Below are 23,066 nucleotides of genomic sequence, written 5' to 3'. Positions count from 1 at the left end.
GCCGTCCGCCCCCACCTCACCCGTCCGGCACCCCGCCCTCACCACGCACGGCCGGAGCCCCACCGCCCGACGTCCGCGCGGCAATCTCCCGGCCGACGGTCCCGCGGCCTGCCGTTCCGGCCTCGGCCGTACGGCCGGCGGCGGGGGGCACGTCGGTGATGATGCCGTCGAGCAGGCCGTCAAAGCACCGGCCGCCGCCGTGGCCGTCACGGTGGCTGGAGGCATAGGCGGGGCCGGAAGTGTCGGCATGGACGGAGGCGGGGGCGGGGGCGTCGCTGGCTCCGTGGCGATTGTCATCGGCGTAGTCGCGGTCACCGGCGTGACCGGGCCCGTTGCCGTGGCGCCCGCCGCCCCCGTGGCCTCCGCCATCGTGGCCATGGTCGTCGGCATCGGCATCGGCGGGGGTGAGCGTGTCGGCGTTGTGGCCATGGGCGGGGGTGTGGCTGAGCCAGGCGGTGCTCACCTGCGAGTAGTCGGGTTCGGGTCCGTCCTGGGCCTCCACCTCGTGCCAGAGGGCGGCGAGGCGGTGGCGGGCGCGGGTGCAGAAGATGTCGGCCAGGGCCTGGCCGTCCTCGTGGCCGTCTCTGGACCAGCGGGCGGCACGCGCGAGGGTCAGTGACATGGTGAGGACCTCGTCCACGATCTGGTTCAGCGCGATCATCAGGTGTTCGCGCTGGAACAGCTCGGCCGCGGGCCGGGCCGCCGCCAGGCGGCGGCAGACGCGGCCGAAACGGCGGGTCTCGCGGGCCGCGAAGCGCAGGTGGTCCTGGTTGCGGGCGTTCAGATCGGCGCATTCCGGGTCGGGGCCGTCGGCCGGCTCCTCGGCGTACGGCTCCGGGTAGTAGTAACTGAAGATGGCGAGCTGTGCCGTCCAGTTGTCGATCTGGAAATCGATCCCCCCGGATATCCGGAAATTCCGTGCGTCGCGGAAGAAACGTTCGAGTGGCAGCGGTCGCGCGCCCCGGCGTTCCTTGCTCCGCGCGGTCTCATATCCCTCGCCCGCGAGCAGTGACATCGTGCGATCAATGATCCGCCAGCAGGTGACCGAGCCGATGTTCTTGGCCACGTTCTGCTCGAACCGCACATTGATCTCGCGCGGCTGGTCCTCGCACAGCAGGCTCCACTCGCTGATCGCGTCGATGGCGAAAACCTCGGCGAGGGAGTCGGCCATCATTCGCTGTATTTCGTCATATTCGCCGAGTTCGCGCCCGTCGATCTTCCGGCGGGAGATGAAGTCGCGCGACCATTCCAGGCACAACTTCGCGATCGCCGCCGAGGGCGCCACGATCAGGTACAGCCTGCCCCGGGACACGAGCTTGGTCAGCTCGCCGGTGATGCGCACGGTGGAATCCTGCCGCTGTTCCACGAACATGTGCTCGCGCGGCACGCGCAGGTCGGTGAACGTCAACGCGGCGTTGGGGAAACCCTTGACCCCCATGAACTCGTGCTCCGACCTGACCTCGAACCCCGGCCCACCGGTCGGCGTGAAGAACAGGCGCGCGGGCTCCCCCGGCTCGCCGCGCACGGCCGCCGAGATCGTGATCATCTCGGCGATCGGGCCGTTGCCGATGTGGATCTTCTCGCCGCTGATCAGGTACGCCGTGCCATCATCCGTCGGGCGGGCGCTGGTGTTCCGCCGGGCGTTCGCCGCGCCCTCCGGCTCGGTGTCCGCCGAACCGGACAGCACGCCGCCCGCGACCTGCGCGCGTACCAGGTCGCTGAGCGGGCCGGGAGGCAGCGCCGGGAGCAGCGCGCCCACGCCCACCGCGTTCTGGATGGCGATGACCAGCGCGACGGGCACCGACCAGCTCGCCGCCAGCCGTACCACGCGGTAGGTGTTGTAGCAGGACAGCCCGTGGCCGCCCAGTTCCCTGGGCGCCTGAAGGCACATGAACCCCCGGGTGCGCAGCTCGTCCAGCAGCCCCTCGGGAAGCCGGCCGGTGAGGTCCACCTCGGTCGGATCGACCCGGCTGCGGAGCAGGGCGTCGAGATCCGCCAGAACCTCGTCACCGGCTTTCCGGTCCACCGGCTCCTGCTGGGGGAAATGTTCCACTAAATGCCACAGAAACTTACCTAAATACAGACCTTCAAGGAATCCAGCGACTTCCGGGTCATGAAAGAGATTGCGCACGCCGGGCACGGCACTCCTCATGCGGTTGGAGAGTATGAAGATCGGCCGGCGACGGCCAGGCTCGATTCATCGGTTCCCCGAACATGCCCCGTCGCCGGTCAGGTGGGCTGACCCGCGCAGTCATGGAAACATTTTCCGCAAAGCATCGTCAACCCCTTACCACCCCGCGCAAGATGGCAGGTCGCATCTCTCTGATACGGACGACAACGGTGAGTATTCGACCCGGCGTCCGTTTCCGCCCCGGCCGGTCGCGCCCAATGCGGCGACCACCACCGTCCCCGGATTCCGGCCGCCCCTGAAAACGCATTAGGGGCATTGTATTTTTGGACATGAGAACCGAGTTTCGGGCATACCCAAAAACAATCGGTTCAGCGGGGACGGCCGGGCCCAGGGCAGGCCGAAGCCCCCCGGGGCGTACGCCGGACCGAGGGGCTGATGTGGGGCCTCAGAAGAAGATCAGGTGAGGGACGCGGCCGGGCCGTCGGGGCGGGTCATGCGGGCGTCGAGCATCGCCCGGACGTGGACCTCGACCTCGTCGTCGGAGAGCTGGTGGAAGCCCTCTGCGGTGATGACGGCGATCCGCGGGTAGGTGCGGCGGGCGACGTCGGGGCCGCCGGTGGCCGCGTCGTCCTCGGCGGCGTCGTACAACGCCTGCACGCAGGTGAGCACCGCTTCTTCCGGCGCGGCGTCGTCGCGGTACAGCTTCTTCAGCGCGCCCCTGGCGAAGATCGAACCCGAGCCGATCGCGTGGAACTGCCAGCTTTCGTACGGCCCGCCCGCGACGTCGTAGGTGAAGATCCGGCCGATGCCCCGCTCGTCGTCGTAGGCCGCCAGGATCGGGACGACCACCATGCCCTGCATCGCCATCCCCAGGTTGCCCCGGATCATGGCCGCCAGCCGGTTGGCCTTGCCCTCCACGGACAGGGCCCGGCCCTCCGCCTTCTCGTAGTGTTCGAGCTCCACGCCGTACAGCCGGGTCAGCTCCATGCCGATGCTGCCCGCGCCGGCCGCGCCCACGCAGGAGAAGTCATCGACCCGGTAGACCTTCTCGGCGTTGCGCTCCACGATCATGTTGCCGGAGGTGCCCCGCCGGTCGGCCGCCATCACCACGCCGCCCGCGCAGGTCGCCGCGATGATCGTGGTGGAGTGCGGAATCTGGTCCGCGACCGAAACGGCCGGCGGCCGGCGCTCCCACGGCACCAGCGCCGGGGCCGCCGAAGCGGCGAAGTCGGTGAAAGAAGAAGTGCCGGCCGGAGAGAACAAACCCTGGAAAGGCTGTGAGTCGTCGCGCATGAAGCCGCCCCCGTCTCCGTGTCGTATCTTCCTCCTCCAGGACCCTAACACCCGGCCCTCACTTGCGTCGCCCGCCGCCGATTTATCAAACTGTTCGACTAGACGTTCTGATCATGACTGTCCGGTCATACGTACTGATCATGGGAGGAAGTGGTGCGCATGCCGGCTCGCCGGCAGGTTCTCCAGGCAGCGGCGTTATCGGTGACGGGGGCGGCGGCCGGGGCGGGGGCCGATCTCCTGGCACCCGAATCCAAGGCCCCACCGTCGGGACGGGGCTGCGTACCCCCGCTCGGGCCGGTGACGGTCGATCCCGATGACTCCCGATATCAAGATCTGGTACGCCGTGGGCACAAGCGCTACGTGGGCAGTCCCGACTACGTACGCGTGGTGGGCTCGACCGAGCAGGTCGTGCAGGCCGTCCAGGAGGCGGTCAGGGACGGCAGGCGGGTGGCGGTCCGCAGCGGCGGCCACTGCCTGGAGAACTGGGTGGACGACCCGTCCATCCGGGTGCTCATCGACCTTTCCGGGATGACCCAGGTCTACTACGACCCCGAGCGCAACGCGTTCGCCGTGGAGGGCGGCGCGGACCTGGAGCAGGTCTACCGGCGGCTCTTCCTCGGCTGGGGCGTCACCATCCCGGCCGGCTGGTGCCCCAAGGTGGGGGCCGGCGGCCACTTCACCGGCGGCGGGTACGGCGTGCTCTCCCGGACGCACGGCCTCGTGGTGGACCACCTCTACGGCATCGAGGTCGTGGTGGTGGACGGCGCGGGCCGGGCGAGCGCCGTCGTGGCCACCCGGGACAGCACCGGCGCGGAACGCGAACTCTGGTGGGCGCACACCGGTGGCGGCGGCGGAAACTTCGGCATCGTCACCCGCTTCTGGTTACGCACTCCCGGAGCCCGCGGTACCGACCCGTCCGGCCTGTTGCCCAAGGCCCCCGCCTCGACCATCGACTTCTCCTGCACCTGGCCGTGGCAGGGCCTGAACATGGACGAGGAGAAGTTCGCCCGGCTGATCCGCAACCACGGCGAGTGGTGCGAGCGCAACAGCGCCCCCGGCGCGCCGGGCACCGCGCTCTACTGCGACCTCACCGTCGCCCGCCGCGCGACGGACGTCAACCTCACCGTGGGACAGGCCCACGGCCCCGACGCCGAACGGCTCGTCGAGGACTACCTCACCGCGCTCGGCGCGGGCGTCGGCACCCCGATCAACGTGGTCCGCGAACGCAAGCCGTGGCTCACCGCCGCGCTGTCCGGCCCCAACGCCTCCAAGCTCTACCGGCTCAAGGCCAAGTCGGGCTACCTGCGCAAACGCTACGACGAGAGCCAGGTCCAGGCCATCTACCGGCACCTGACCGCAGAACGCGACCCGGAGCTGATCATCGGCTCGGTGGGGTTCGCCAGCTACGGCGGGAAGATCAACACCGTTCCGCCGACCGCCACCGCCCACGGGCACCGCGACGCGATCATGCGAGTGCTGTTCATGTCCACCTGGAACGACCCCGCCGTGGACGAACGCTACGACAACTGGCTGCGCGACCTGTACCGCGACGTGTACCGGGACACCGGCGGCGTACCGGACCCACGCGACGGCGCGTACATCAACTACCCGGACAACGACCTCGCCGACCCGGCGCACAACACGTCGGGAGTCCCCTGGCACCGGCTCTACTACAAGGACAACTACCCACGCCTCCAGAGAGCCAAGTCCCACTGGGACCCACGCGACATCTTCACCCACACCTTGGGCATCCGGCCCTGACCCCTGACTTTCGTCGGTTGAGCACCCAGGAGACCGCCCCTTAGGGGGCGACCAGCCAGCGCCTGCCCCCGTGTTCGACGACCGCCACCGGCTGGGTGCGCAGGCGTACACTCTTGCGGCCCCAGGTGGTCAGGAGATGGCCACGGGGGATCAGGCCCGCACGGATGAGCACGCCGACGATCGCGTTGCCCGCCCGGGTGATCCGGCCCGCACGGTACGGCCCGCCGGCATGTCACGCGTCTTTCCGGCGGAAGTGGCCGGAGTGTCGTGCGGCCCATTCGGCATAGCCGCCCGGTGGGCGGCCGGTGACCTGCTGTATCCCTGGGAGGATCGGGGCGGTCGTGCCGGTGGCGGCGGCCAGGACGTCGATCATGGCGTCCGCGACAGCGGGCGGGTGGGCGGCGGCGAGGGTGGTACGGAACTCCTGCGGAGACGGCACGGTGAGACGCAGAGGCCGCCCGAGAACCTCACCGAGGATCGCGACCCGATCGACGGTGGTCAGCGGTTCCGGCCCGGACAGTTCGTACGTGTGGCCCGCGCGGTCGTCGTCCAGCAACGCGGCGGCGGCGACCGCGGCGACGTCGTGTTCGTCGACCGGTGCCAGCGAGGCGTCGGGGAAGGCGTCGTACACCGTGCCCTCGGCACGAATCGTGGACGCCCATGACAGGTCGTTGGCCATGAACGCGGTCGGCCGGACGAACGTCCAGGGCATGCCGGAGGCGCGTACGGCGTCCTCGTTGGCTCTGTGCTGCCGCTCGATCAGGCCGGGCCCACCGGGGAGCGACGCCGAGGACAGCAGGACGATCCGGCGTACGCCGGCCTTGCGCGCGTACGCCAGCAGGTCGGCGACGGGCCACCCGGGCACGGGGCACAGATGGGCCACCTCCACACCCTCGAACGCGGGCGCGACGGACTCCGCCACCCGCAGGTCGCCGCGCACGGCCACCGCGCCGCCAGGCAGCCGGACGTCGCCGGGACGCCTGGTCAGCGCCCGCACGGCCGCGCCCGCCGCGGTCAGTTCCCGAACGACCCGGCCGCCTATCCGGCCGGTCGCCCCGGTCACGAGTATCATGTGCTCGCTCCTTCCTCAGATGCCCATCAGGGCGATGCTGTAGACGACGATCCATGCGGCCCAGCCGAGCCAGCCGAGCAGGCCGGTCACCGCGATGCGGTTGGTGTGGTCGGCGTTGTACGGGGCGGCCATGGAGGAGACGAACAGCAGGGCCGCGCTGATCCAGCCCAGCCACGCGTGCCAGGCCGGGATGAACGCGAGGCTCACTCCGGCGGCGGTGAAACCGAGTACCGCGATGGCCAGGAAGACCTGGTTGAACCCGAACAACACATTGCCGAACGCCCACAGCCCGGCCACCGAGCCGGGCTGGTGCCGGGCGGCCTCGGCCGCCCCGAAGCGCAGTGACTCGACCACCATGAAGGTGGCGTTCTGCATGAGGACGCCGGCGAAGCCGACCAGGGCCCAGGCGTTGCCGGCGCCTTGGCCGCGCCACAGCGCGGCGAGCAGCCCCGCGGCGAACAGCGTGGTGAACAACCAGGTGACCGGGGCGAAGACCGACGGCGCCTTGATCCGCCGGCCGGCGCCGGCCAGCGCGTCGGTGACCGCGTCCAGGGATCGGCCGGAGGTGGGTTGCGGGAGCCCGGCGCGCACGTAGAGGACGTTGACGACGATCGCGAGCAGGACGAATCCGATGCCCGCGACACCCGCCAGACTGGTGATGGTCACGATGACCAGTTGAGTTTACGGTGCATATATTGAATATAAGGCACGGATGGACAGGGTGCAATCATGGAGGACGAGACGGGGCGGCGGCCCTACAACTCACTGCGCCGCGTGACGCAGGCGAAGCAGACGCGAGCGGAGATCGCCGACGCCGCGCGCCGGCTGTTCATGTCACAGGGATGGGCGGCGACCACCGTGCGCGACGTCGCCCGGGAGGCGGGGGTCGCCGTTCCGACCGTGTACGCGGCGTACCAGAACAAGGCGGGCCTGGTCTGGGCGCTGGCCGACGCCGCGGACCTGGCCGCGGGCCTGCCCCAGACGGTCGACGAACTGGAAGCCACCACCGACCCCCGGCGGCACCTGGCCGTGATGGCCGGCTACGACCGGCGGCTTTTCGAGCGCGCGGGCGATCTCATCGCGCTGATACGCGACGCGGGCCGTACCGAGCCCGATTTCGCGGATTTCTACCTGACGGGCCGGCGACAGGTCGGCGAGCACCGCGCCCAGGTGTTCGCCACCTGGCCGGACGGCACGCTCCGGCCCGGCCTGGACGTCCCCACCGCCGTCGACATCTATGCCGCCCTGTGCAGCATCGACGTCTACACCACCCTCCACACCGAACGTTCCTGGTCGCCCGACCGGATCGAGCGGTGGTGGAGCGAGGCGCTGGCCCGCGAACTGCTGAGCCCTTGACCGGCGGGATCAGATGCCCGGCAAGGCGATGCCGTAGGAGACGATCCCGGCACCCCAGCCGAACGCGGCCACCAGGCCCGCGAACGCGCAGCGGCTCTCCTCCATGGACCGCCCCGACGTCGGCACCGGGAGTCCGGCACGGACGTAGGCGACGTTGAGAATGATCAGCATCAGCACGAACCCGACGCCGCCCATGACCTGCTCGCTAGGTTCCGCCGCGCGGCAGGAACACCGCGACCAGGACGACGCCGAGCACGCCCGGGGCCCAGAAGGTGGCAACCGGACCACGGCGCAGCCGCCGCCGGGCCGCCACCAGGGCCTGCCGCGTGGAGGTCTCCCGCGGAGCGTCCCGTGACGCGTTCACCGGCAGCCGGGCCCGCAACCTGAAGGCGTCCCCCACAGGACCGGCCTCCAGGGTGCCGCCCGCCCGGCGTACCCGCTCGTCCAGGCCCACCAGCCCGTACCCCGCCAGAGTGGCCCCGCCGGCCTCGCCGGAGGCCGGGCCGTTGGTGACCGTGACCTCAAGGGTCTCGGCGGTGGGATCGTCCGACAGCCACATCGACGCGACGGCCACCGCCCAGGATCGCGCGCACCCCGGCCCGGATCATCGCCTCGTCGTCGGCCGGCAGCACCCTGATCACAGCGCCGACCGTACCCGGCGGCGATGAGCGGCGTGAAACCGGCGAGCGTACCGTTTCCATCATGTCGGGCAACGAATCCACGGCGGAACGGACTTACGATCCACGCCGATACGCACCCGGGGAACTCGCCGCCCTCGCCACCCGCCACGGCCTGCGGCGCAGCGCGGCCCGCCCCCGGATGACCGTTTACCTGAGACGATTATGGGACCGCCGCCGGTTCATCTCGGCCTATGCCGACGCGCGGAACACCTCCAAATACAGCGGCACGGTGATCGGCCGGCTCTGGCAGGTCATCACCCCGTTGCTGAACGCGGCGGTCTATTTCGTGATGTTCGGCCTGATCCTGGGCGGCGGAGCGGGAGTGGACAACTACGTCGCGTTCCTGGTCACCGGGATGTTCGTCTTCACCTACACGCAGCGCGCGGTGGCCGCGGGCGGGAAATCCGTCAGCGCCAACCTCTCGCTCATCCGCGCCCTGCATTTCCCCCGGGCGGTCCTTCCGATCGCCTATACCCTCCAGGAACTCCAGCAGTTCTTCTGGTCGATGCTGGTATTGCTGCCCATCGTCCTGCTGGACGGCGAGCGGCCTTCGGCGCACTGGCTGCTCATACCGGTCGCGTTGTTCCTGCAAACCCTTTTCAACGCGGGAGCCGCCCTCATCGCCGCCCGGCTGGGCACCCAGGTGCGCGACCTCAATCAGCTCATGCCGTTCATCACGCGCACCTGGCTTTATCTGTCGGGGATATTCTTTTCCATCCAGGACAAGGTGGTCGGCCATCCCGCGCCTGACGGAGAGTGGTCCGGGGCGCATCTCCCGCAGTGGGTGGCCGACCTCATGTACGCCAACCCGGCCGCCGCGTACATCGAGCTGATGCGCGGCCTTCTCATGTCGGACACCGGCCCGGCCGCCACCACCTGGCTGATCTGCGCCGCCTGGGCGTTGATCGGCTGTGCGGGGGGCGTGTGGTACTTCTGGTCGGCCGAGGAGAGGTACGGGCGCGGCTGACCGGGCCGGCCCGGCCCCGGCAGGGGTACGGCGAACCGCTGCGCGGGTCAGGGACGGCGGCCGAGGTAGGCGGCCAGCCGGTCGGCGGGGGTGGCGCCGGGCAGCGGCTCCTGGGCGGGGGCGAAGGAGCCGCCGGGAGTACGGGGGAGGTCGCCGTAGATGGCGCGCACCGCGGGCAGCATCGCCTCGGCCACGTCCGGGACCAGGTCGGTGGACGCGCCGGTCGCGCTGGCCAGGTCCCAGCCGTGTACCAGCATCTCGATCACCACCTGCTCGACCAGCCGCCAGCCCGGCGCGGGCCCGTACCGCTCCTCCAGCATCCCCGGCCGCCGGAACGCCGCCAGCGTCCCGGCCGCGGCGGCCCGGAACGCGCCGACGTGGTCGTCACCGATGTGGTCGGCGTCATGGTCGGCACGCGGGACGCCCTGGGCGAGGCCGGTCCACAACAGGTTCTCGTACGTGAGGTGGTTGAGCAGGGCGCGGACGTTCCAGCCCGCGCAGGGGGTCGGGTCGTCCATCTGGGCGGGCGTGACGGCCGCGACGAGCGCGCCGACCTCGGCCAGTACACGGGCGCACGCCTCCAGCAGCGCGGCCGGTTCCAGCGCGCCCGGCGTTTCGAGTACTTCGGCCAGGCCGGCGTCGCGCGCCCCCGGCTCGGGGTTCGCCCGCAGCGCGGTCATCAGCCACTCGCCCTCCGCCTTGACGCTCGGGCGCACCGGCATGCCGTTGATGACGCACATGAGCTGCCAGTACCGCTCCGCGCGCGGGTCGGCGACGGCCTCCAACTGCGCCAGCAACCGCCCCCGCGCCTGCGCCCCGTCGGTGCCGCCGTCCCCTTGCGTGGGCAGCCAGGCGGCGACGATCTCGGCCACGATCGGGGCGGCGGCCGGCGAGTCCGCGGCGATCCCGGCGGCCATCGCCTCCCCGGCCAGCCGGGTCCACAGGTCGGTGACCCGTTCCTCAGCACCCACGCCCCGCTCATCGCCGGGGTCCTCGGGCGCGATCGTGGCGGCGTACTCCGCGATGCGGCGTATCGCCGCGCCCAGTGCCGGATCGCGTAGCAGTTCGCCGAGTTCGATCCAGGCCGCCGCCTGCTCGGGGGTCGGCCGGTCGGGGAGGTCGGGCAGGACGGCCAGCAGGCCGTCCCGGTAGGCGGACGGCTCGACATCCCCCATCGTCCGGGCCATGAAGTCGTGGACGATGGCGGTACGTTCGGTGGCCGACATCCGTGCCAGTTCGGTCATCGTGGAGAGCTCCTCAATATCGGTCCTTCGGTCGGTGACCGATCGCAGCACCGCCTGCTGCAACCGGAGTGTGCGGATCCGGGCCTCGATCGCGTCGGCGTGGCGCGCGGCGACCTCGCGCAGGCCGCGCTGGCTGGTGACGACGTCGCGGATCGCGGCCATGTCCATGCCGAGATCGCGCAACGCCCGCGCCAGCCGCAGCCGCGCCACCGCCTCCTCGGTGTACCGGCGGTACCCGCTCGGCGTACGACCGGCGGGCGGTACCACGCCGATGTCGGACCAGTGCCGGATCAGCTTCACCGGCATACCGGTCCGTGCCGCCAGCTCACCGATGCTCAGCAGGCGAATCCCCTCGTCACGCACCCGACCAGTCTCAGGTCTCCCACCTTGGGAGAGTCAAGCGCCGGGCCGTACGGCAGAATCGGCGTGTGGATCGGCGCTACCCCTATGTCGGCCCCGCCGAGTTGCTCGACCGGGTCCGGCCCGGCCGGCCGGGACGCGAGATCACCTCGGCGGACGATCTCGCCGCCTGGCTTGCGGAGCAGCCCGCGGATGAGCGGGACGAGCCGTTCACGTTCGTCATCGACACCGGCGGGGCGCTGCGTCTGGCCCCCCGGCGCAGCGAACACCTCGTCTGTGCCGCGGGCGGCCCCGTGCTCAGTGCGGGCGAGATCGAGTTCGCCCGGGACGGCGGGCGCTGGTCGGTGTGCGAGGTCGGCAACCAATCCACCGGTTACTGCCCCGATGTCACCTCGTGGCCGGCGGTCGCGGCGGCGCTGGACCGCGCGGGCCTGGAGCACCCCGGCGGCTTCACCCGCCCCATCGTCTTCCGCCGCTGCCCCCGGTGCGGGCAGCACAACATCGTGAAGGACGACCACTTCGCCTGCGCCGCCTGCGCGGCGCCCCTGCCGGCCGCCTGGAACCTCGGCCCGACGGGGTGAGCCCGCCCCGGCGGGGCCGGGGCGGGCTCATCGTGCTGTGGGTGGAAGGGTCGTCAGTGGGTGTCGGGGGCGAGGGCGATGTCGGTGATGTCCAGCGGGAACGGCTCACCGACCTGGGTGGCGGCGCCGGTGAGCAGGTCGACCGAGTTGAGCGTGTTGAGCGTCTCCTTCACGCCGTTCACCTCCTTGGTGATGATGAAGGTGGCGAAGGCGGAGTTGGCGACGGTCTTGCCGCCGGTCAGGTCGCTGTAGACGTCCAGGCCCGCGTTGACGTTGACGGTCAGGCCGAGGGCGCCGACCGGGGCCAGCAGGCCGAGGTTGGCCGGTGACTGGATGACGAGCTGGTTGGTCGCGGTGTTGACGTCGAACAGCGTGGTCGCGGTGGCGGCGTTGTTGTCGTTGTTGGTGTAGGCGGCGGCGGTGACCCCGGTGGCCACCGGGTCGCAGGTGCCGGTGCTCAGGTTGGTGTCGGTGTCCGTCGTGTGGGCGTCGAGGTTGTGCCGCAGGTTCTGGCCGGCGTCGCTGATCACGCGCAGCCGGTCGGCGGCGGGGTTGAAGTCCACGCCGAAGTACGTGCCGCGCAGTCCCACGGTGAGCTGGGAGACCTTCGTGACGACCACCGGCAGGTCGCCCGTCGGCATGGTGATCGTGTAGATGCCGCCCTTGTTGCCGACGGCGTACAACTTGCCGTCCTTCGGGCGGAAATCGAGCCCGATCGCGGCCGTGTCGCCGACCAGCCCGCTGAACCGCCTGACCCAGTCGAGCCGCCCCGGGTCGGTGGTGAGGAACGTGGCCATCAGCTTGCCGTCACCGGTGATCCCGTACGCCCGCAGCTCCGGGACCGCCGTCGAACCTTTCTTGCTCGCCGCCATACCGGTCCCCGCCGGTCCCACGGTGAGTGCCACCGTGGTCGCCAGTGCGATCAGTACGGCGATGCTCCTCTTGATGCGTCCGTGCATCGATTCGACCTCCATCGAGTCATGCCGGCGACGGATTCAGCCGGCAGCTCTCCCCTTGTCGTCGGAATAACCGACGTTGTGAGCGGTAACAGCGTGGCTGGGAGATGATGGCACTGTCGTCGTGATATTTGCGGAAAAACCCCGCCACGGGGGCGGGCGCATTGTCATTCTCCGCAACCGCGCCGCCCGCGAAAGCAGGACGCTGAGCAAAGCTGCCGATGGAATCGATACCACTTTCACAAACGCACTCGCCGAATCGCCGATCCGCGCACCGACGCCGCCCCTACTGCGACAATAGCGCAGTGTTACGAATGCTGACGGGATTCAGGGGTTATTTGCCCGGGCCGGCGGGTTACCATGACGGCGCGCTCTGCCGGTCCGGCGGCATTCGGTCCAAGGTCCACAGGATATTCGGTCGTGCGCGGCATGCGAAAAGCCGCTCACCTGAACGGGAAAGACCGATGCAGCATGGGCGATCTTTTGCGTTTGTTGATGAAAAGGTCCGACGCCAACGCGCGTGCCGAAGTGGGCGTATATATGCGCGAGCTTGCAGACTACCGTGAGGCGGCGAGCGACCCGCGGGTGTACGCGGAGACCCTTGACTACGCCGTCTGGTTCCGGCGGCGCACCATCGAGTGCGTCAGCGAGGACCGGGCGCTGGTCGCGGGAGAGCTGTCCCTGATCGGGGGCATCGGCCGGCAGCGCGCCCGGCAGGGCTTCTCCCTGAACACGGCACAGCGGGTGCTGACGCTGCACGCCAACCAGATGCTCAGGGAGATCTACGACGCCGCCGACGGGCAGGACGCGCAGGAGCTGCTGCACCTGATGGCGTGGTTCGGCACCCAGGGCACCCGGGGCACCGCGGCCTACCTCCAGGCGCACATGGACGAGCGGCACCTGCGCCTTTCGGTGGCCACGCGGGTGCGCGCGCTGGCCCGGTTGCTGCTCACCGGCGACGCGGCGGCCCCCGGCCTGGCCGTCAGCCTGGGCGTCGATCTGCACGACCACTACCTGGTGGTCATCGTCAGGATGCCCGGTCAGGCGCTCTGCCGTACCGGCGCGGCGCAGGACGAGCTGATCGCGAGCGTGTTCAAGGAACATCTCGTGCCGCTGTCCTGGCAGCGTCCGGACGAACTGCTGGCGCTGGTGCCGCACGACGGCTCGGTACTGGTGTCCCCCGGGTCGTCGCCGCCCACGGCCTCGTGCGGCGACCGGCTGCTGCGCCTGGTCCGCGAGATCGTGGAACGGATGGACCGGCCCTGCGCGGTCGGTACGGCGGCCGGCCCGGCCTGCGACCTGGCCCGTACGGCGGAGCTGGCCCGCCGCGTGGCCCACGTCGCCCCGCTGGAGACCACGCCACGGACCCTGTCCGGAGTCGCCGACGTGTTCGCCGAACTGGCCGCCGCCCAGCTCCCCGAGGTCGACCGCTGGCTACGCGAGATCGCCCGCCGCCTGGCGACCGGCCCCGACCTGGTGACCACCCTGGACGCCTACTACCGCGCCGACATGAACCGCCTGCTCACCGCGGCGGCGCTGACCATCCACCCGCGCACCCTGGACTACCGCCTCCAGCGCGTACGCGCCCTGTCCGGCCTCGACCCCTCCACCGTCCGCGGCGTCCGCATCCTGAGCACCACCATCACCCGGGTGCTGTCCGGCGCCTGGGCCCAGGAATCCCAGGGCTCGTGAACACGTGAAAGTGAATATGTGAAATCGGCGGATAATATGTGGTGGCATGCCCGGATCCGGTGATCGGCGGTTGTCATATACCGCTCTGGGAGAAAAGCCCGGCGCTGCCATCCTCGCCGCTCGCCGACAGATTGTATCGCCACATCGCCGCGGCGTATGCACTGGGGTACACCCTCCTCTGTCGCACCCATTCTGACCAGGCACGACGACACATAATAGATCGTCTGCACAACCGGCTTCCGGCCTTGGCGCAACTGCGTCCATTCGCCTCCTGGACGCTCCGGCGGGGGCGGCGGTGCGCATGTGCAAATGTCACTTCTCCATCGCCGCCAACGTCTAAATAAGCAAAGGGAACGACAAGGAGGCGATATGCCCGCAGCGGCGGATGCGGAGGTCATGCCGGTCGCGCACTTCGAGAACAACAGGGACCTGATGTTCGGGGTGGCCTACCGGGTGCTGGGCAGTGTGGCCGATGCCGAAGATGTCGTCCAGGAGGCGTGGCTGCGCTGGCACCGCGTGGACCACTCCATGGTCGACGATCCGCAGTCCTTCCTCGTGCAGGTCTCGACCAGGCTGGCCCTGGATCGGCTGCGCCGGGCCAAGGTGCGCAGGGAGGCGTACGTGGGGCCGTGGTTGCCCGAGCCCCTGCCGACCCAGCCGGACACCGAGGAACACGCGGAGATGGCCGACTCGGTGTCCATCGCCATGATGGTCGTGCTGGAGACCCTCACCCCGCTGGAACGGGTCGTCTTCGTGCTGCGCGAGGCGTTCGAGTTCTCCTTCGCCGACATCGCCGGTGTGCTCGACCGCTCCGAGCCCGCCGTACGGCAGATGGCCAGGCGCGCCCGCGGTCACGTACGCAGGCGGCAACCCAGGTTCCGGCACGACCGCGCGGTCCGCAAGCAGGCCACCGAGCGTTTCCTGGCGGCGTGCCTGGGCGCCGACATCAAGGCCCTGCTGGACGTACTCGCCCCCGAAGTCACCCTGTGGATCGACGGCAACGGCCGGCGCGGCGCGGCCAAAAGCCCGGTGCAAGGAGCGCTCAAGGTCAGCCGCATGCTGGCGCACGGCATCCAGTGGGTGCTCGCGCCACTGGTCGCGGGCGGGTCGATCCTCGACGTCAACGGCGGGCCGGCCGCGGTGATCACCGCGGCCGGGCTGCCGGTCGCCGTCGTCGTCGTGGACATCGACCCGGCCACCGACCGCATCAGCCACATCTGGATCATCGCAAACCAGGACAAACTCGGCGGCATCGACGGCGAGTACGCAGACGTCGGCATTGCCGCTTCCGCGGACCACGGGGCCGCGGTGGAGGAGCGACAGAGGTCATGACAGCCGAGGATCAACCCATCGAAGAGCGGGCCGAGCGCGTGCCCCAGCGCGTCATCGGAACCCCCGCGACGGACCCGCCGATGCTCGGCGCGCCGGAGACCCCCGAAGCGGAGTACGCGCCGCCGGAGGGGGTCAAGCCGGCGGACGAACGGCAGGCCCGCAGGGCCGAGCGCAAGGTGGTGCTCTGCTTCAGCATCACCTCGCTGAGCGTCGTCGCGTTCGTCTACTTCTACGTGACGTTCCAGGTCGGCAGCACCCAGGCGACCGGCCTTTCCAACTTCGCCCTCGGGCTCTCGCTGATGGTCGCGGTGCTGACGCTCGCCATCGGCATCGTCCTTTGGGCCCGCCAGATCATGCCGAAGTACACCCTGACGCAAGATCGCCACCCGATGCTCTCCGAGGAGGAGGACCGCGAGGCGGTGGCGGAGTACTTCGTGCAGGGCGCCAACGAGAGCGGCTTCGTACGGCGCAAGGTGCTGCGCCGCGCGCTGCTCCCGGCGGCGGCGGCGCTCGGGGTGGTGCCGATCGTGCTGCTGCGCGACCTCGACAACACCAAGACGGCCGCGGCGAACACCCCCGACCGGCTCCGCCACACCGTCTGGGGCGAGAAGACCAAGGAGGGCAAGCCGCCACGGCTGATCATCGAGGGCAGCGGCCGGCCGATCCGGGCGGCCGACTTCAACACCCCCGGCGGCCTGCTGTCGGTGGTGCCCGAGGGCCACGAGCACGACCTCGACGCCCTGGCCAAGGCCACGGTGATCCTGATCAACCTGCGGCCCGAGGAGATCAAGTCCGGCACCAACCAGAACTGGATGCACAACGGCATCGTCGCCTACAGCAAGATCTGCACGCACGTCGGCTGCCCGGCGGCCCTGTACGAGCAGAACACCCACCACATCCTCTGCCCGTGCCACCAGTCCACCTTCGACGCCACTGACGGCGCGAGGGTGGTCTTCGGCCCGGCCGCCCGGCCGCTGCCGCAACTTCCGATCACCGTCGACGCCGAGGGATACCTCATCGCCAAGGGCGACTTCGCTGTTCCGGTCGGCCCGAGCTTCTGGGAGCGCGGCGACGCGGAGGCCAAGGCGAACACCCAAGGAGGAGGGTCATGACCGAACTGAAAACGGTCCCGAGCCGCATTTCGCACTCGGCCGGGTTCCTGGACGCGCGCCTGGGCGGGGCTTCCTTCCTCAGGCGGAACATGCGCAAGATCTTCCCCGATCACTGGTCGTTCCTGATCGGGGAGATCGCGCTGTACTCGTTCGTCATCCTGTTACTCACCGGCACCTTCTTGACCTTCTGGTTCAAGCCGTCGATGGCCCACGTCGCCTACGACGGCCCCTACGGGCCGTTGCACGGCGTGATGATGTCGGAGGCGTACGCCTCGTCGCTGGAGTTGAGCTTCGAGGTGCGCGGCGGCCTGCTCGTGCGGCAGATGCACCACTGGGCCGCGCTGCTGTTCGTGGCCAGCATGATGGCGCACATGCTGCGGGTGTTCTTCACCGGCGCGTACCGCAAGCCGCGCGAACTCAACTGGATCATCGGCGTCCTGCTCCTCACGCTGGCCCTGGCCGAGGGCCTGACCGGTTACTCGCTGCCGGACGACCTGCTGTCCGGGGCGGGCCTGCGGGTCACCGAGGGCGTCGTGATCTCGCTGCCGGTGATCGGTACGTACCTGCGGTTCTTCATATTCGGCGGGGAGTATCCAGGCGATGACGTGATCGCCCGGTTCTACTCCGTCCACATCCTGCTCATCCCGGCCATCCTGCTCGCGCTGGTCACCGCTCACCTGGTGCTCATGTGGCGGCAGAAGCACACCCAGATGGACGGCAAGGGCAAGACCAACCGCAACGTGGTCGGCGCGCCGTTCTACCCGATGTTCATGGCCAAGGCGGGGGCGTTCTTCCTGTTCACGCTCGCCGTCGTGGTGGGTCTGGCGACGTTCGCCCAGATCAACCCGATCTGGCTGTACGGGCCGTACACACCGGCGGACATCTCGGCGGGTTCCCAGCCGGACTTCTACCTGGCCTTCCTGGAAGGCGCGCTGCGCATCATGCCGGCCTGGGAGATCAACCTGTTCGGCACGTCGGAGATCGGCACGGTGCCGCTCAGCGTGATCATCCCGGCGTTGCTGCCACTCGGCATCATCCTCGTCGGGCTGATCCTCTATCCGTTCGCGGAACGCTGGATCACCGGCGACCGGCGGGAGCACCACATCGCCGAGCGCCCGCGCAACAACCCGCACCGCACCTCCATCGGCATGTCGGCGATCGCGTTCTACGGCGTGCTGTGGCTGTTCGGCGCGAACGACGAGCTGTCGGCCTTCCTGCACGTGAGCCTGAACCTGACCACGTACGCCGGCCGGGTGATGATCATCACCATGCCGGTGCTGGCCTACATCGTCACCTACCGGATGTGCCTGGGCCTGCAACGCAGGGACGCCGACATGATCAGCCACGGCGTCGAGTCGGGTGTGATCAAGCGGCTGCCGAGCGGCGAGTTCATCGAGGTGCACGCACCTCTGACGGAAGACGCCGACGCGCACATCCGCGGCAAGGAGGCGGTACCCCAACTGCCCGCCGGCGCCAACGGCGAAGGAGTGCCGGCGAAGGCCATGCGCGGCCTGATCGGCGGCCTGCGCGGCCGGATGTCCACCGCCTACGGCGGCGAGAAGATCCCGATCAACGGCGCGAACGGCCACAACGGCAACGGCCATAACGGTCACAATGGCCATAACGGCCAGGGCGACCACGCGGCCGTGACCAGCGGGGACGACGATCACGCCCTCGGCCGGTAAGGACGGCCGGCAAGGGCACCGAACCCCGGCCGGTAAGGACACGAAGAAAGGCCCGGACGATGACTCGTCCGGGCCGATCGTGTGGGAGCCGCCGGTCAGGCCGGCGGTTCCTGTGTCCCCACCTCGGCCGGGCGGATCTCGCTGAACAGGGTGAGCGTCACCGGCCGCAGCCGCTGCCACCCGTCGGTCGGCCAGTGCAGGCTCACCGGTGAGAAGACGGTCTCCAGAACAATCTTGATGTAGGGACGCTCCGCGGGTATCTTCGCGCACAGCGCCGACACATCAGTGAAAGTCTCCCTGCGCCCCAGTAGCAACCGGGCGCGTCCGCCAAGGCTGTTCACCGGCCCGTCGGCGTCGAGGCTCATCGACTCCCACGAGAGCTCCGCCGCCGTGCCCGCCTGCACAAGGCGAGCCTCGGACGGGAGCGGCAGGCGTAACCTGAATCCGGCGAGCACCCCCTCCCGGGATATGGAAAACGACCCCTGAAAATGCGGCAGTTCGTACAGCGGCCGCAGGCCCTTCGAGGTGTTCATTGACAGCATCCCGGCACACGCGTCCAGGGCGATCCGCCAGGCGGTGGGATTGGCTTGGGGGTCATCGGGAACGAGATCCATGAGAAGTCACCTCGCTGTGCGGCGGCACGGGCGACGGCACTTGATGCGGCCTCCCGCATAGGTTTATCTATAAGTAATGACGCAGCGCGGCCCGGTAATGTGACATCGCGCGGCCAGGAGCGCGGCCCGTGCGATTCCCCGCACTTACCGTCATTTCACCGGCGTCGAGAAAGGCTCGGCGGTCATGTCACTTCAAGACCGCGCGAAACGTCATATAGAGAGGTTAACGGATTTTCCGCACCGCGCGACGCTCCTGGCGGCGGTTGCGTTGACCCTCTGGTGGTCGGATTCATCGACTGCGGAGCACGACCACGGCTAATTTCGTAGTGGAACGGCATCATTAGTCGGGAGACACATCCACAAGGAGGCCGCATGGTGGCCGAACATTCTTCCGAGAATCAGCCGCCCGAAGGGGACCGCGACACGACCGAGGCCTTCCAGCAACATGTGCCCCTGCTCTATTCGGTCGCCTACAGCATGCTCGGGGACACCATGGAGGCGGAGAAGGTCGTCCAGGAGACCCATGCGCGCTGGCTGGCCCGGCCCCCGGAGGAGGCGGGGCGGCCGGTCGGGCTCACCGCGCTGACCACCGTCTTGTCGCTGGTCCGGCTGCGGACCGCGCAGGACACCGGGGAGTCCCATCTCGGCCCATGGCTGCCCGAGCCGGTGCGGAACGATTCCGACCTCAGCCTGGCCGAGTCGGTGTCGGCGGCCCTGGCCGCCGTCCTCGACGCGCTGGAGCACGCCGAGCGCACAGTGTTCCTGCTGCACCACGGGTTCGGGCTGCCCTACGCGGACATCGCGGCGCTGACCGGGCGGGCGGAGCCGAGCGTCCGGGTCATCGGCGCGCGGGCCGAGGCGAAGATCCGATGTGAGCCGCGGTCGGCGAACTGCCGCCGGGACGGCTCCTGATCGTGATCCGACTTCCAATGAGATTTCCGGCGAAGGGGTTCAACTGTGCGCATCTGTCAGTTGCACGCCCCTCGCCGCCGCCGCGCCCCGCACCCGGGGCGGCGGCGGCCGGCCGGCGGAGCGGGGCCTAGCGGTGGGTTTCGGTAAGTCCGTAAAGACGGCCGTCGTGGCCGCGGATCTGCGCCCAGCGGGCGCCCTCCCGCCACGGCGCCGCCTGCGGTTCCACCGTGATCTCCACGCCCTTGCCGCGGAGGTCGGCGGAGGTCGCGTCGAGGTCGTCGCAGTCGAACCAGCCGTGGGTCATCCGTCCGGCGCGGGCCTCAAGGACCTCCATCACCTCCGGCTCCACGGCGGCGAGCGCGACGCAGGTCCGTGCCCCGGGCAGGCGGACCTCGACCCAGCGCCGGCCCTCGGCGTCGAGGGTGTCGGCCACCAGCTCGCAACCGAGGATGCCGGTCAGGAAATCTACGCTCGCGGTCTGGTCGGTGACGTAGAGCACCGCGAGCCGGGGATTAGTGATCATCTCTTCGCTTCACAGCCTCGATGGGGTCGCGGGCGGGCGGTGTCAGGACACGGGAACCGGCTCCACCAGGGAAAGCCGCAGCTCCCGCAGGCGCGTCGGGTCGCTGATGACATCGACGGCGGTGATGCGATCATCCTCGATGGTCAACGCGAGGACAAGCCGCAGCCGGCCGTTCGGGGCCACCACCACGCCCACGCCGCCGTTGACCAGAATGGGACGCGCGAGGTAGGCCCGTACGGTGTTGCTGAGCGTCTCGCGCGCGACGTCGCGCGCGCCGCGGATCTCGGTGCGCCCGTGCGAGGCGAGCGCCGGCGCGTCCGCCCGCCGTACGACCTCGGGGTGCAGTACGGCCAGCAGGCCGGTCAGGTCGCCCGCGCGGGAGGCGGCCAGGAAGGCGTCGACCACCTGCCGCTGCCTGGCCAGGTCGCCGGACGGCACGGCGTCCGTGCCGAGCACCCGGTGCCGGGCCCGGCTGGCCAGCTTCTTGGCGGCGGCGGTGTTGCGCTGGAGGATCTCGGCGATCTCGTCGAACGGCACGGAGAAGAGGTCGTGCAGCACGTACGCCACCCGCTCGGCGGGCCCGAGCGTGTTGAGGACCACGAGCAGCGCCAGCCCCACGGAGTCGGCGCGCACCGCCTCCTCCGCCGGATCGCAGTCCTCATGGGCGATGATCGAATCCAGCTCGGCGATGTCGGTGAACTCCTCGCCGCGGCGTCGCCGCGAGCGGAGCATGTCCAGGCAGATGCGCGCCACTATGGTGGTCAGCCAGGCGGTCACGTTGGACACGCCCTCGGCGCCGCTGTGCGAGGCCCGCAGCCAGGCGTCCTGCACCGCGTCCTCCGCCTCGTCGGCTGACCCCAGCATGCGGAACGCGACCGCTCGCAGATGCTTGCGGGACTTATCGAAGTGCGTGGCCAACTCGGTCTGAGTGTCCATCGGTCACCTTTCGTGGTCGCGGTTCGTCATATCAGCGAACGCGATAAATGGCGCGCGGTCGACAAGGAACACGCTAACCAGGCGACCGGGCGATCGTCGCGGACTTACGGGTAGAGCGGTCGAGGGGCGTTCGGTATGTACACCATTGCCGCGCTGACAGCACCACGTTCATGCTACCCGCGGGCGCGTGGCCTACCTGTCGAAAACCCATTGACCGCCGCACTCGACAACGCTAGGCCCGGATGCCGCCGGCCTGAGCCGCGGGGGTCGCCTTGGCGGCGGCGCTCCGCGCGGCTCTACCGGCGACGTACCCTGCATGGATACCGACGAACCCGCCACAGGTGAATCGTGGCGAGTACGCGGCCGGCTGCACCCCACGATGGCCGTCTCTTTCACACCGCAATGGTCGTCCGATATTAGAAAGGTATTGACAATCTCGCCGTCGCTGGGGTCACATCACAAGCCGAGACGGGCTTTCCGCCCGGCCCGACGGTGTGACGTACCCTTGTGAAGTGCCGCCGTCCGGTCGGCCGAGAAATGCTGTCGGGGGTTCTTCAGCGCAACACCCGCCCGCGCGGGGTATTTCGTGTTGCAAAAAACCATGATCCGATCGATCAAGGTGATGCCGATTCTCCGGCCAGGCGATCACCGCAGTCACCCGGCCCACCCGCCCCTTGTCTAGGAAGGTTTCCAGCAGTGACAATCCAGATGGCCGATATCGGGCAGTCGGGTAATGCTGCTCCCGAGGTGTCCGATCTGCTCCGCGACCTGCCCGCCGAAAGCGTCCCCATCCGGGATTTGATGCCGTCGATGTCGCCACGCAAAAAGGGCGAGGACCCCGCGCACGTCCGTCTCATCGTCGAGTCGGGCAACGATATCGACCCCCTGCTCGTACACCGCCCGACGATGCGTGTGATCGACGGTGCGCACCGCCTGCGGGCCGCCATATTAAGAGGCCGCACCGAAATTTCCGTCCAGTTCTTCGACGGCAGCGAGGCCGATGCGTTCGTCCTTTCCGCGCAGCTCAACATCAGGCATGGCCTGCCGCTGACAATGGAGGAGCGAAAGGCGGCGGCGCAGCGCATCCTTAAGTCGCATCCGCATTGGTCCGACCGTGCCGTGGCCGAGTCCACCGGCCTGAGCCCGTTCACCGTGGGGGCCTTGCGCCGCAAGGCGGGCTCCGGCGCGGACGCGCACTCCGGCAGCCGGGTCGGCAGGGACGGCAAGGTGCGGCCGATCAGCAGTGCAGAAGGCCGGCGCAGCGCCGCCGCCCTGTTGAAGAACGACTCCGAGATCTCCTTGCGGGAGCTGTCCCGGCGCACCGGGCTCTCCGTTGGCACCGTCCGTGACGTGCGGGATCGTCTCAGCCGTGGCCAGGATCCGATCCCCGCGCAGTTGCGTGCCGCGCCGGCCAGGCCGATGGGCCAGGCCGGGACGGCGCCGCCGCCCGGCCCCGATCGCTCCCCTGCTCCCGTGCCCGCGGGCGGTCCCGCACGCGGCCGGCCGGGACGGCCCCCACGGGATTGCGCCAACGCCGTGGAGACCGCGACCGCGGTACGCAAACTCGCCCGCGACCCATCCATGCGCGCCACCGAGTCACGCCGGATGCTTCTGCGGATTCTGCTCGCAACCGAAATGGACCAGACTCAATGGGAGGAGATCGCCGAGGCGATTCCGCCGCATTGCGTGCCACTGATCCGAGCCATCGTGCTCAAGCGCTGCGAGGACTGGAAGAAACTAGCGAACATGGTACCTCAGTAGACCGCGCAAGTCGAACACAGGACCATTCCCGGCCGTTCGCAGAAGACGGGCCGCCATTGAAATTCTTCCGCTTTCCGGGTCGGTGAATTATCGTCGCC

Annotated in this window: 22 protein-coding genes; 10 read left to right on the top strand and 12 right to left on the bottom strand. The window is 69.5% G+C overall.

Annotated features, from left to right (window positions below):
• Nucleotides 1–16: 16 nt before the first annotated feature.
• Both ACH34R_RS23755 and prcB read right to left on the bottom strand, forming a co-directional pair.
• Nucleotides 17–2,053, bottom strand: coding sequence for an acyl-CoA dehydrogenase family protein (locus ACH34R_RS23755; RefSeq protein ID WP_397563705.1), 2,037 nt, complete (start codon nucleotides 2,051–2,053; stop codon nucleotides 17–19).
• 534 nt (nucleotides 2,054–2,587) lie between these two features.
• Nucleotides 2,588–3,424 carry a proteasome subunit beta gene (gene prcB / locus ACH34R_RS23750; protein WP_397563704.1) on the bottom strand — a complete coding sequence of 279 codons (837 nt, stop codon included), beginning with the start codon at nucleotides 3,422–3,424 and terminating at the stop codon, nucleotides 2,588–2,590.
• 297 nt (nucleotides 3,425–3,721) lie between these two features.
• On the opposite strand from prcB, the gene ACH34R_RS23745 reads away from it, so the two are divergent.
• Nucleotides 3,722–5,185, top strand: coding sequence for an FAD-binding oxidoreductase (locus tag ACH34R_RS23745; RefSeq protein WP_397563703.1), 1,464 nt, complete (start codon nucleotides 3,722–3,724; stop codon nucleotides 5,183–5,185).
• A 40-nt stretch (nucleotides 5,186–5,225) separates the two neighbouring features.
• Here the strand turns inward: ACH34R_RS23745 and ACH34R_RS23740 are convergent, their stop codons facing one another.
• Genes ACH34R_RS23740 through ACH34R_RS23730 form a run of 3 tightly spaced genes read right to left on the bottom strand, consistent with a single transcriptional unit; the run spans nucleotide 5,226 to nucleotide 6,923 of the window.
• Nucleotides 5,226–5,357 (bottom strand): nitroreductase/quinone reductase family protein, encoded by a 132-nt coding sequence (locus ACH34R_RS23740; RefSeq protein WP_397563702.1) that lies wholly within the window; start codon nucleotides 5,355–5,357, stop codon nucleotides 5,226–5,228.
• A 60-nt stretch (nucleotides 5,358–5,417) separates the two neighbouring features.
• A complete protein-coding gene (locus ACH34R_RS23735; protein WP_397563701.1) occupies nucleotides 5,418–6,257 on the bottom strand; it encodes an NAD(P)H-binding protein in 840 nt (279 codons plus the stop codon).
• Nucleotides 6,258–6,272: 15 nt separating this feature from the next.
• Nucleotides 6,273–6,923, bottom strand: coding sequence for a hypothetical protein (locus ACH34R_RS23730; RefSeq protein ID WP_397563700.1), 651 nt, complete (start codon nucleotides 6,921–6,923; stop codon nucleotides 6,273–6,275).
• A 63-nt stretch (nucleotides 6,924–6,986) separates the two neighbouring features.
• Here ACH34R_RS23730 and ACH34R_RS23725 point away from each other — a divergent pair, with 63 nt between their 5' ends.
• A complete protein-coding gene (locus ACH34R_RS23725) occupies nucleotides 6,987–7,613 on the top strand; it encodes a TetR/AcrR family transcriptional regulator (RefSeq protein ID WP_397563699.1) in 627 nt (208 codons plus the stop codon).
• A 9-nt stretch (nucleotides 7,614–7,622) separates the two neighbouring features.
• Here the strand turns inward: ACH34R_RS23725 and ACH34R_RS23720 are convergent, their stop codons facing one another.
• Both ACH34R_RS23720 and ACH34R_RS23715 read right to left on the bottom strand, forming a co-directional pair.
• The gene (locus ACH34R_RS23720) at nucleotides 7,623–7,808 is read right to left on the bottom strand and encodes a hypothetical protein (protein WP_397563698.1); all 186 of its coding nucleotides are present in this window, start codon (nucleotides 7,806–7,808) and stop codon (nucleotides 7,623–7,625) included.
• A gap of 10 nt (nucleotides 7,809–7,818) precedes the next feature.
• Nucleotides 7,819–8,187 carry a hypothetical protein gene (locus tag ACH34R_RS23715; RefSeq protein WP_397563697.1) on the bottom strand — a complete coding sequence of 123 codons (369 nt, stop codon included), beginning with the start codon at nucleotides 8,185–8,187 and terminating at the stop codon, nucleotides 7,819–7,821.
• 128 nt (nucleotides 8,188–8,315) lie between these two features.
• Between ACH34R_RS23715 and ACH34R_RS23710 the strand changes: the two genes are divergently transcribed.
• Nucleotides 8,316–9,260: an ABC transporter permease gene (locus ACH34R_RS23710; protein WP_397563696.1), complete on the top strand. Its 945-nt coding sequence runs from the start codon at nucleotides 8,316–8,318 to the stop codon at nucleotides 9,258–9,260.
• 47 nt (nucleotides 9,261–9,307) lie between these two features.
• On the opposite strand, the gene ACH34R_RS23705 is transcribed toward ACH34R_RS23710, so the two are convergent.
• Entirely contained in the window at nucleotides 9,308–10,867 is a 1,560-nt protein-coding gene (locus ACH34R_RS23705; protein ID WP_397563695.1) for a TIGR03086 family metal-binding protein, read from the bottom strand.
• A gap of 65 nt (nucleotides 10,868–10,932) precedes the next feature.
• Between ACH34R_RS23705 and ACH34R_RS23700 the strand changes: the two genes are divergently transcribed.
• Nucleotides 10,933–11,445 (top strand): hypothetical protein, encoded by a 513-nt coding sequence (locus ACH34R_RS23700; RefSeq protein WP_397563694.1) that lies wholly within the window; start codon nucleotides 10,933–10,935, stop codon nucleotides 11,443–11,445.
• A gap of 53 nt (nucleotides 11,446–11,498) precedes the next feature.
• Here ACH34R_RS23700 and ACH34R_RS23695 read toward each other — a convergent pair whose 3' ends face one another.
• Nucleotides 11,499–12,404 (bottom strand): DUF4394 domain-containing protein, encoded by a 906-nt coding sequence (locus tag ACH34R_RS23695; protein ID WP_397563693.1) that lies wholly within the window; start codon nucleotides 12,402–12,404, stop codon nucleotides 11,499–11,501.
• Nucleotides 12,405–12,941: 537 nt separating this feature from the next.
• On the opposite strand from ACH34R_RS23695, the gene ACH34R_RS23690 reads away from it, so the two are divergent.
• From ACH34R_RS23690 to ACH34R_RS23675, 4 genes are all read left to right on the top strand, one after another.
• The gene (locus ACH34R_RS23690; protein WP_397563692.1) at nucleotides 12,942–14,093 is read left to right on the top strand and encodes a PucR family transcriptional regulator; all 1,152 of its coding nucleotides are present in this window, start codon (nucleotides 12,942–12,944) and stop codon (nucleotides 14,091–14,093) included.
• Between the two features lie 369 nt (nucleotides 14,094–14,462).
• Entirely contained in the window at nucleotides 14,463–15,425 is a 963-nt protein-coding gene (gene sigJ, locus ACH34R_RS23685) for an RNA polymerase sigma factor SigJ (protein ID WP_397563691.1), read from the top strand.
• A complete protein-coding gene (locus ACH34R_RS23680; RefSeq protein ID WP_397563690.1) occupies nucleotides 15,422–16,537 on the top strand; it encodes a Rieske 2Fe-2S domain-containing protein in 1,116 nt (371 codons plus the stop codon). Before sigJ ends, ACH34R_RS23680 begins: the two co-directional genes overlap by 4 nt.
• Nucleotides 16,534–18,222, top strand: a complete 1,689-nt coding sequence (locus ACH34R_RS23675) for a cytochrome bc complex cytochrome b subunit (RefSeq protein ID WP_397563689.1) — start codon at nucleotides 16,534–16,536, stop codon at nucleotides 18,220–18,222. Before ACH34R_RS23680 ends, ACH34R_RS23675 begins: the two co-directional genes overlap by 4 nt.
• 95 nt (nucleotides 18,223–18,317) lie before the next feature.
• Here the strand turns inward: ACH34R_RS23675 and ACH34R_RS23670 are convergent, their stop codons facing one another.
• Nucleotides 18,318–18,836, bottom strand: a complete 519-nt coding sequence (locus tag ACH34R_RS23670) for a hypothetical protein (RefSeq protein WP_111169896.1) — start codon at nucleotides 18,834–18,836, stop codon at nucleotides 18,318–18,320.
• Nucleotides 18,837–19,208: 372 nt separating this feature from the next.
• Here ACH34R_RS23670 and ACH34R_RS23665 point away from each other — a divergent pair, with 372 nt between their 5' ends.
• Nucleotides 19,209–19,748 (top strand): sigma factor-like helix-turn-helix DNA-binding protein, encoded by a 540-nt coding sequence (locus ACH34R_RS23665; protein WP_397563688.1) that lies wholly within the window; start codon nucleotides 19,209–19,211, stop codon nucleotides 19,746–19,748.
• Between the two features lie 127 nt (nucleotides 19,749–19,875).
• On the opposite strand, the gene ACH34R_RS23660 is transcribed toward ACH34R_RS23665, so the two are convergent.
• Nucleotides 19,876–20,271, bottom strand: a complete 396-nt coding sequence (locus ACH34R_RS23660) for a VOC family protein (protein WP_397563687.1) — start codon at nucleotides 20,269–20,271, stop codon at nucleotides 19,876–19,878.
• Nucleotides 20,272–20,313: 42 nt separating this feature from the next.
• On the bottom strand, nucleotides 20,314–21,207 hold the full coding sequence (locus ACH34R_RS23655) for a sigma-70 family RNA polymerase sigma factor (protein ID WP_397563686.1): 894 nt from the start codon (nucleotides 21,205–21,207) through the stop codon (nucleotides 20,314–20,316).
• A gap of 696 nt (nucleotides 21,208–21,903) precedes the next feature.
• Between ACH34R_RS23655 and ACH34R_RS23650 the strand changes: the two genes are divergently transcribed.
• Nucleotides 21,904–22,968, top strand: coding sequence for a winged helix-turn-helix transcriptional regulator (locus ACH34R_RS23650; protein WP_397563685.1), 1,065 nt, complete (start codon nucleotides 21,904–21,906; stop codon nucleotides 22,966–22,968).
• Nucleotides 22,969–23,066 lie beyond the last annotated feature (98 nt).

The sequence above is a fragment of the Spongiactinospora sp. 9N601 genome (assembly GCF_044326295.1).
Lineage (GTDB): Bacteria > Actinomycetota > Actinomycetes > Streptosporangiales > Streptosporangiaceae > Spongiactinospora > Spongiactinospora gelatinilytica.
This window is presented reverse-complemented; position numbering and strand designations above follow the sequence as displayed.

Excerpts from the sequence above, each read along its gene's own strand:
- prcB (WP_397563704.1), bottom strand. The coding sequence starts at position 3,424 with ATGCGCGACGACTCACAGCCTTTCCAGGGTTTGTTCTCTCCGGCCGGC.
- ACH34R_RS23735 (WP_397563701.1), bottom strand. The coding sequence starts at position 6,257 with ATGATACTCGTGACCGGGGCGACCGGCCGGATAGGCGGCCGGGTCGTT.
- ACH34R_RS23725 (WP_397563699.1), top strand. The coding sequence starts at position 6,987 with ATGGAGGACGAGACGGGGCGGCGGCCCTACAACTCACTGCGCCGCGTG.
- ACH34R_RS23720 (WP_397563698.1), bottom strand. The coding sequence starts at position 7,808 with ATGGGCGGCGTCGGGTTCGTGCTGATGCTGATCATTCTCAACGTCGCC.
- ACH34R_RS23710 (WP_397563696.1), top strand. The coding sequence starts at position 8,316 with ATGTCGGGCAACGAATCCACGGCGGAACGGACTTACGATCCACGCCGA.
- ACH34R_RS23695 (WP_397563693.1), bottom strand. The coding sequence starts at position 12,404 with ATGCACGGACGCATCAAGAGGAGCATCGCCGTACTGATCGCACTGGCG.
- ACH34R_RS23690 (WP_397563692.1), top strand. The coding sequence starts at position 12,942 with ATGCGCGAGCTTGCAGACTACCGTGAGGCGGCGAGCGACCCGCGGGTG.
- sigJ (WP_397563691.1), top strand. The coding sequence starts at position 14,463 with ATGCCCGCAGCGGCGGATGCGGAGGTCATGCCGGTCGCGCACTTCGAG.
- ACH34R_RS23680 (WP_397563690.1), top strand. The coding sequence starts at position 15,422 with ATGACAGCCGAGGATCAACCCATCGAAGAGCGGGCCGAGCGCGTGCCC.
- ACH34R_RS23675 (WP_397563689.1), top strand. The coding sequence starts at position 16,534 with ATGACCGAACTGAAAACGGTCCCGAGCCGCATTTCGCACTCGGCCGGG.
- ACH34R_RS23670 (WP_111169896.1), bottom strand. The coding sequence starts at position 18,836 with ATGGATCTCGTTCCCGATGACCCCCAAGCCAATCCCACCGCCTGGCGG.
- ACH34R_RS23665 (WP_397563688.1), top strand. The coding sequence starts at position 19,209 with ATGGTGGCCGAACATTCTTCCGAGAATCAGCCGCCCGAAGGGGACCGC.
- ACH34R_RS23660 (WP_397563687.1), bottom strand. The coding sequence starts at position 20,271 with ATGATCACTAATCCCCGGCTCGCGGTGCTCTACGTCACCGACCAGACC.
- ACH34R_RS23655 (WP_397563686.1), bottom strand. The coding sequence starts at position 21,207 with ATGGACACTCAGACCGAGTTGGCCACGCACTTCGATAAGTCCCGCAAG.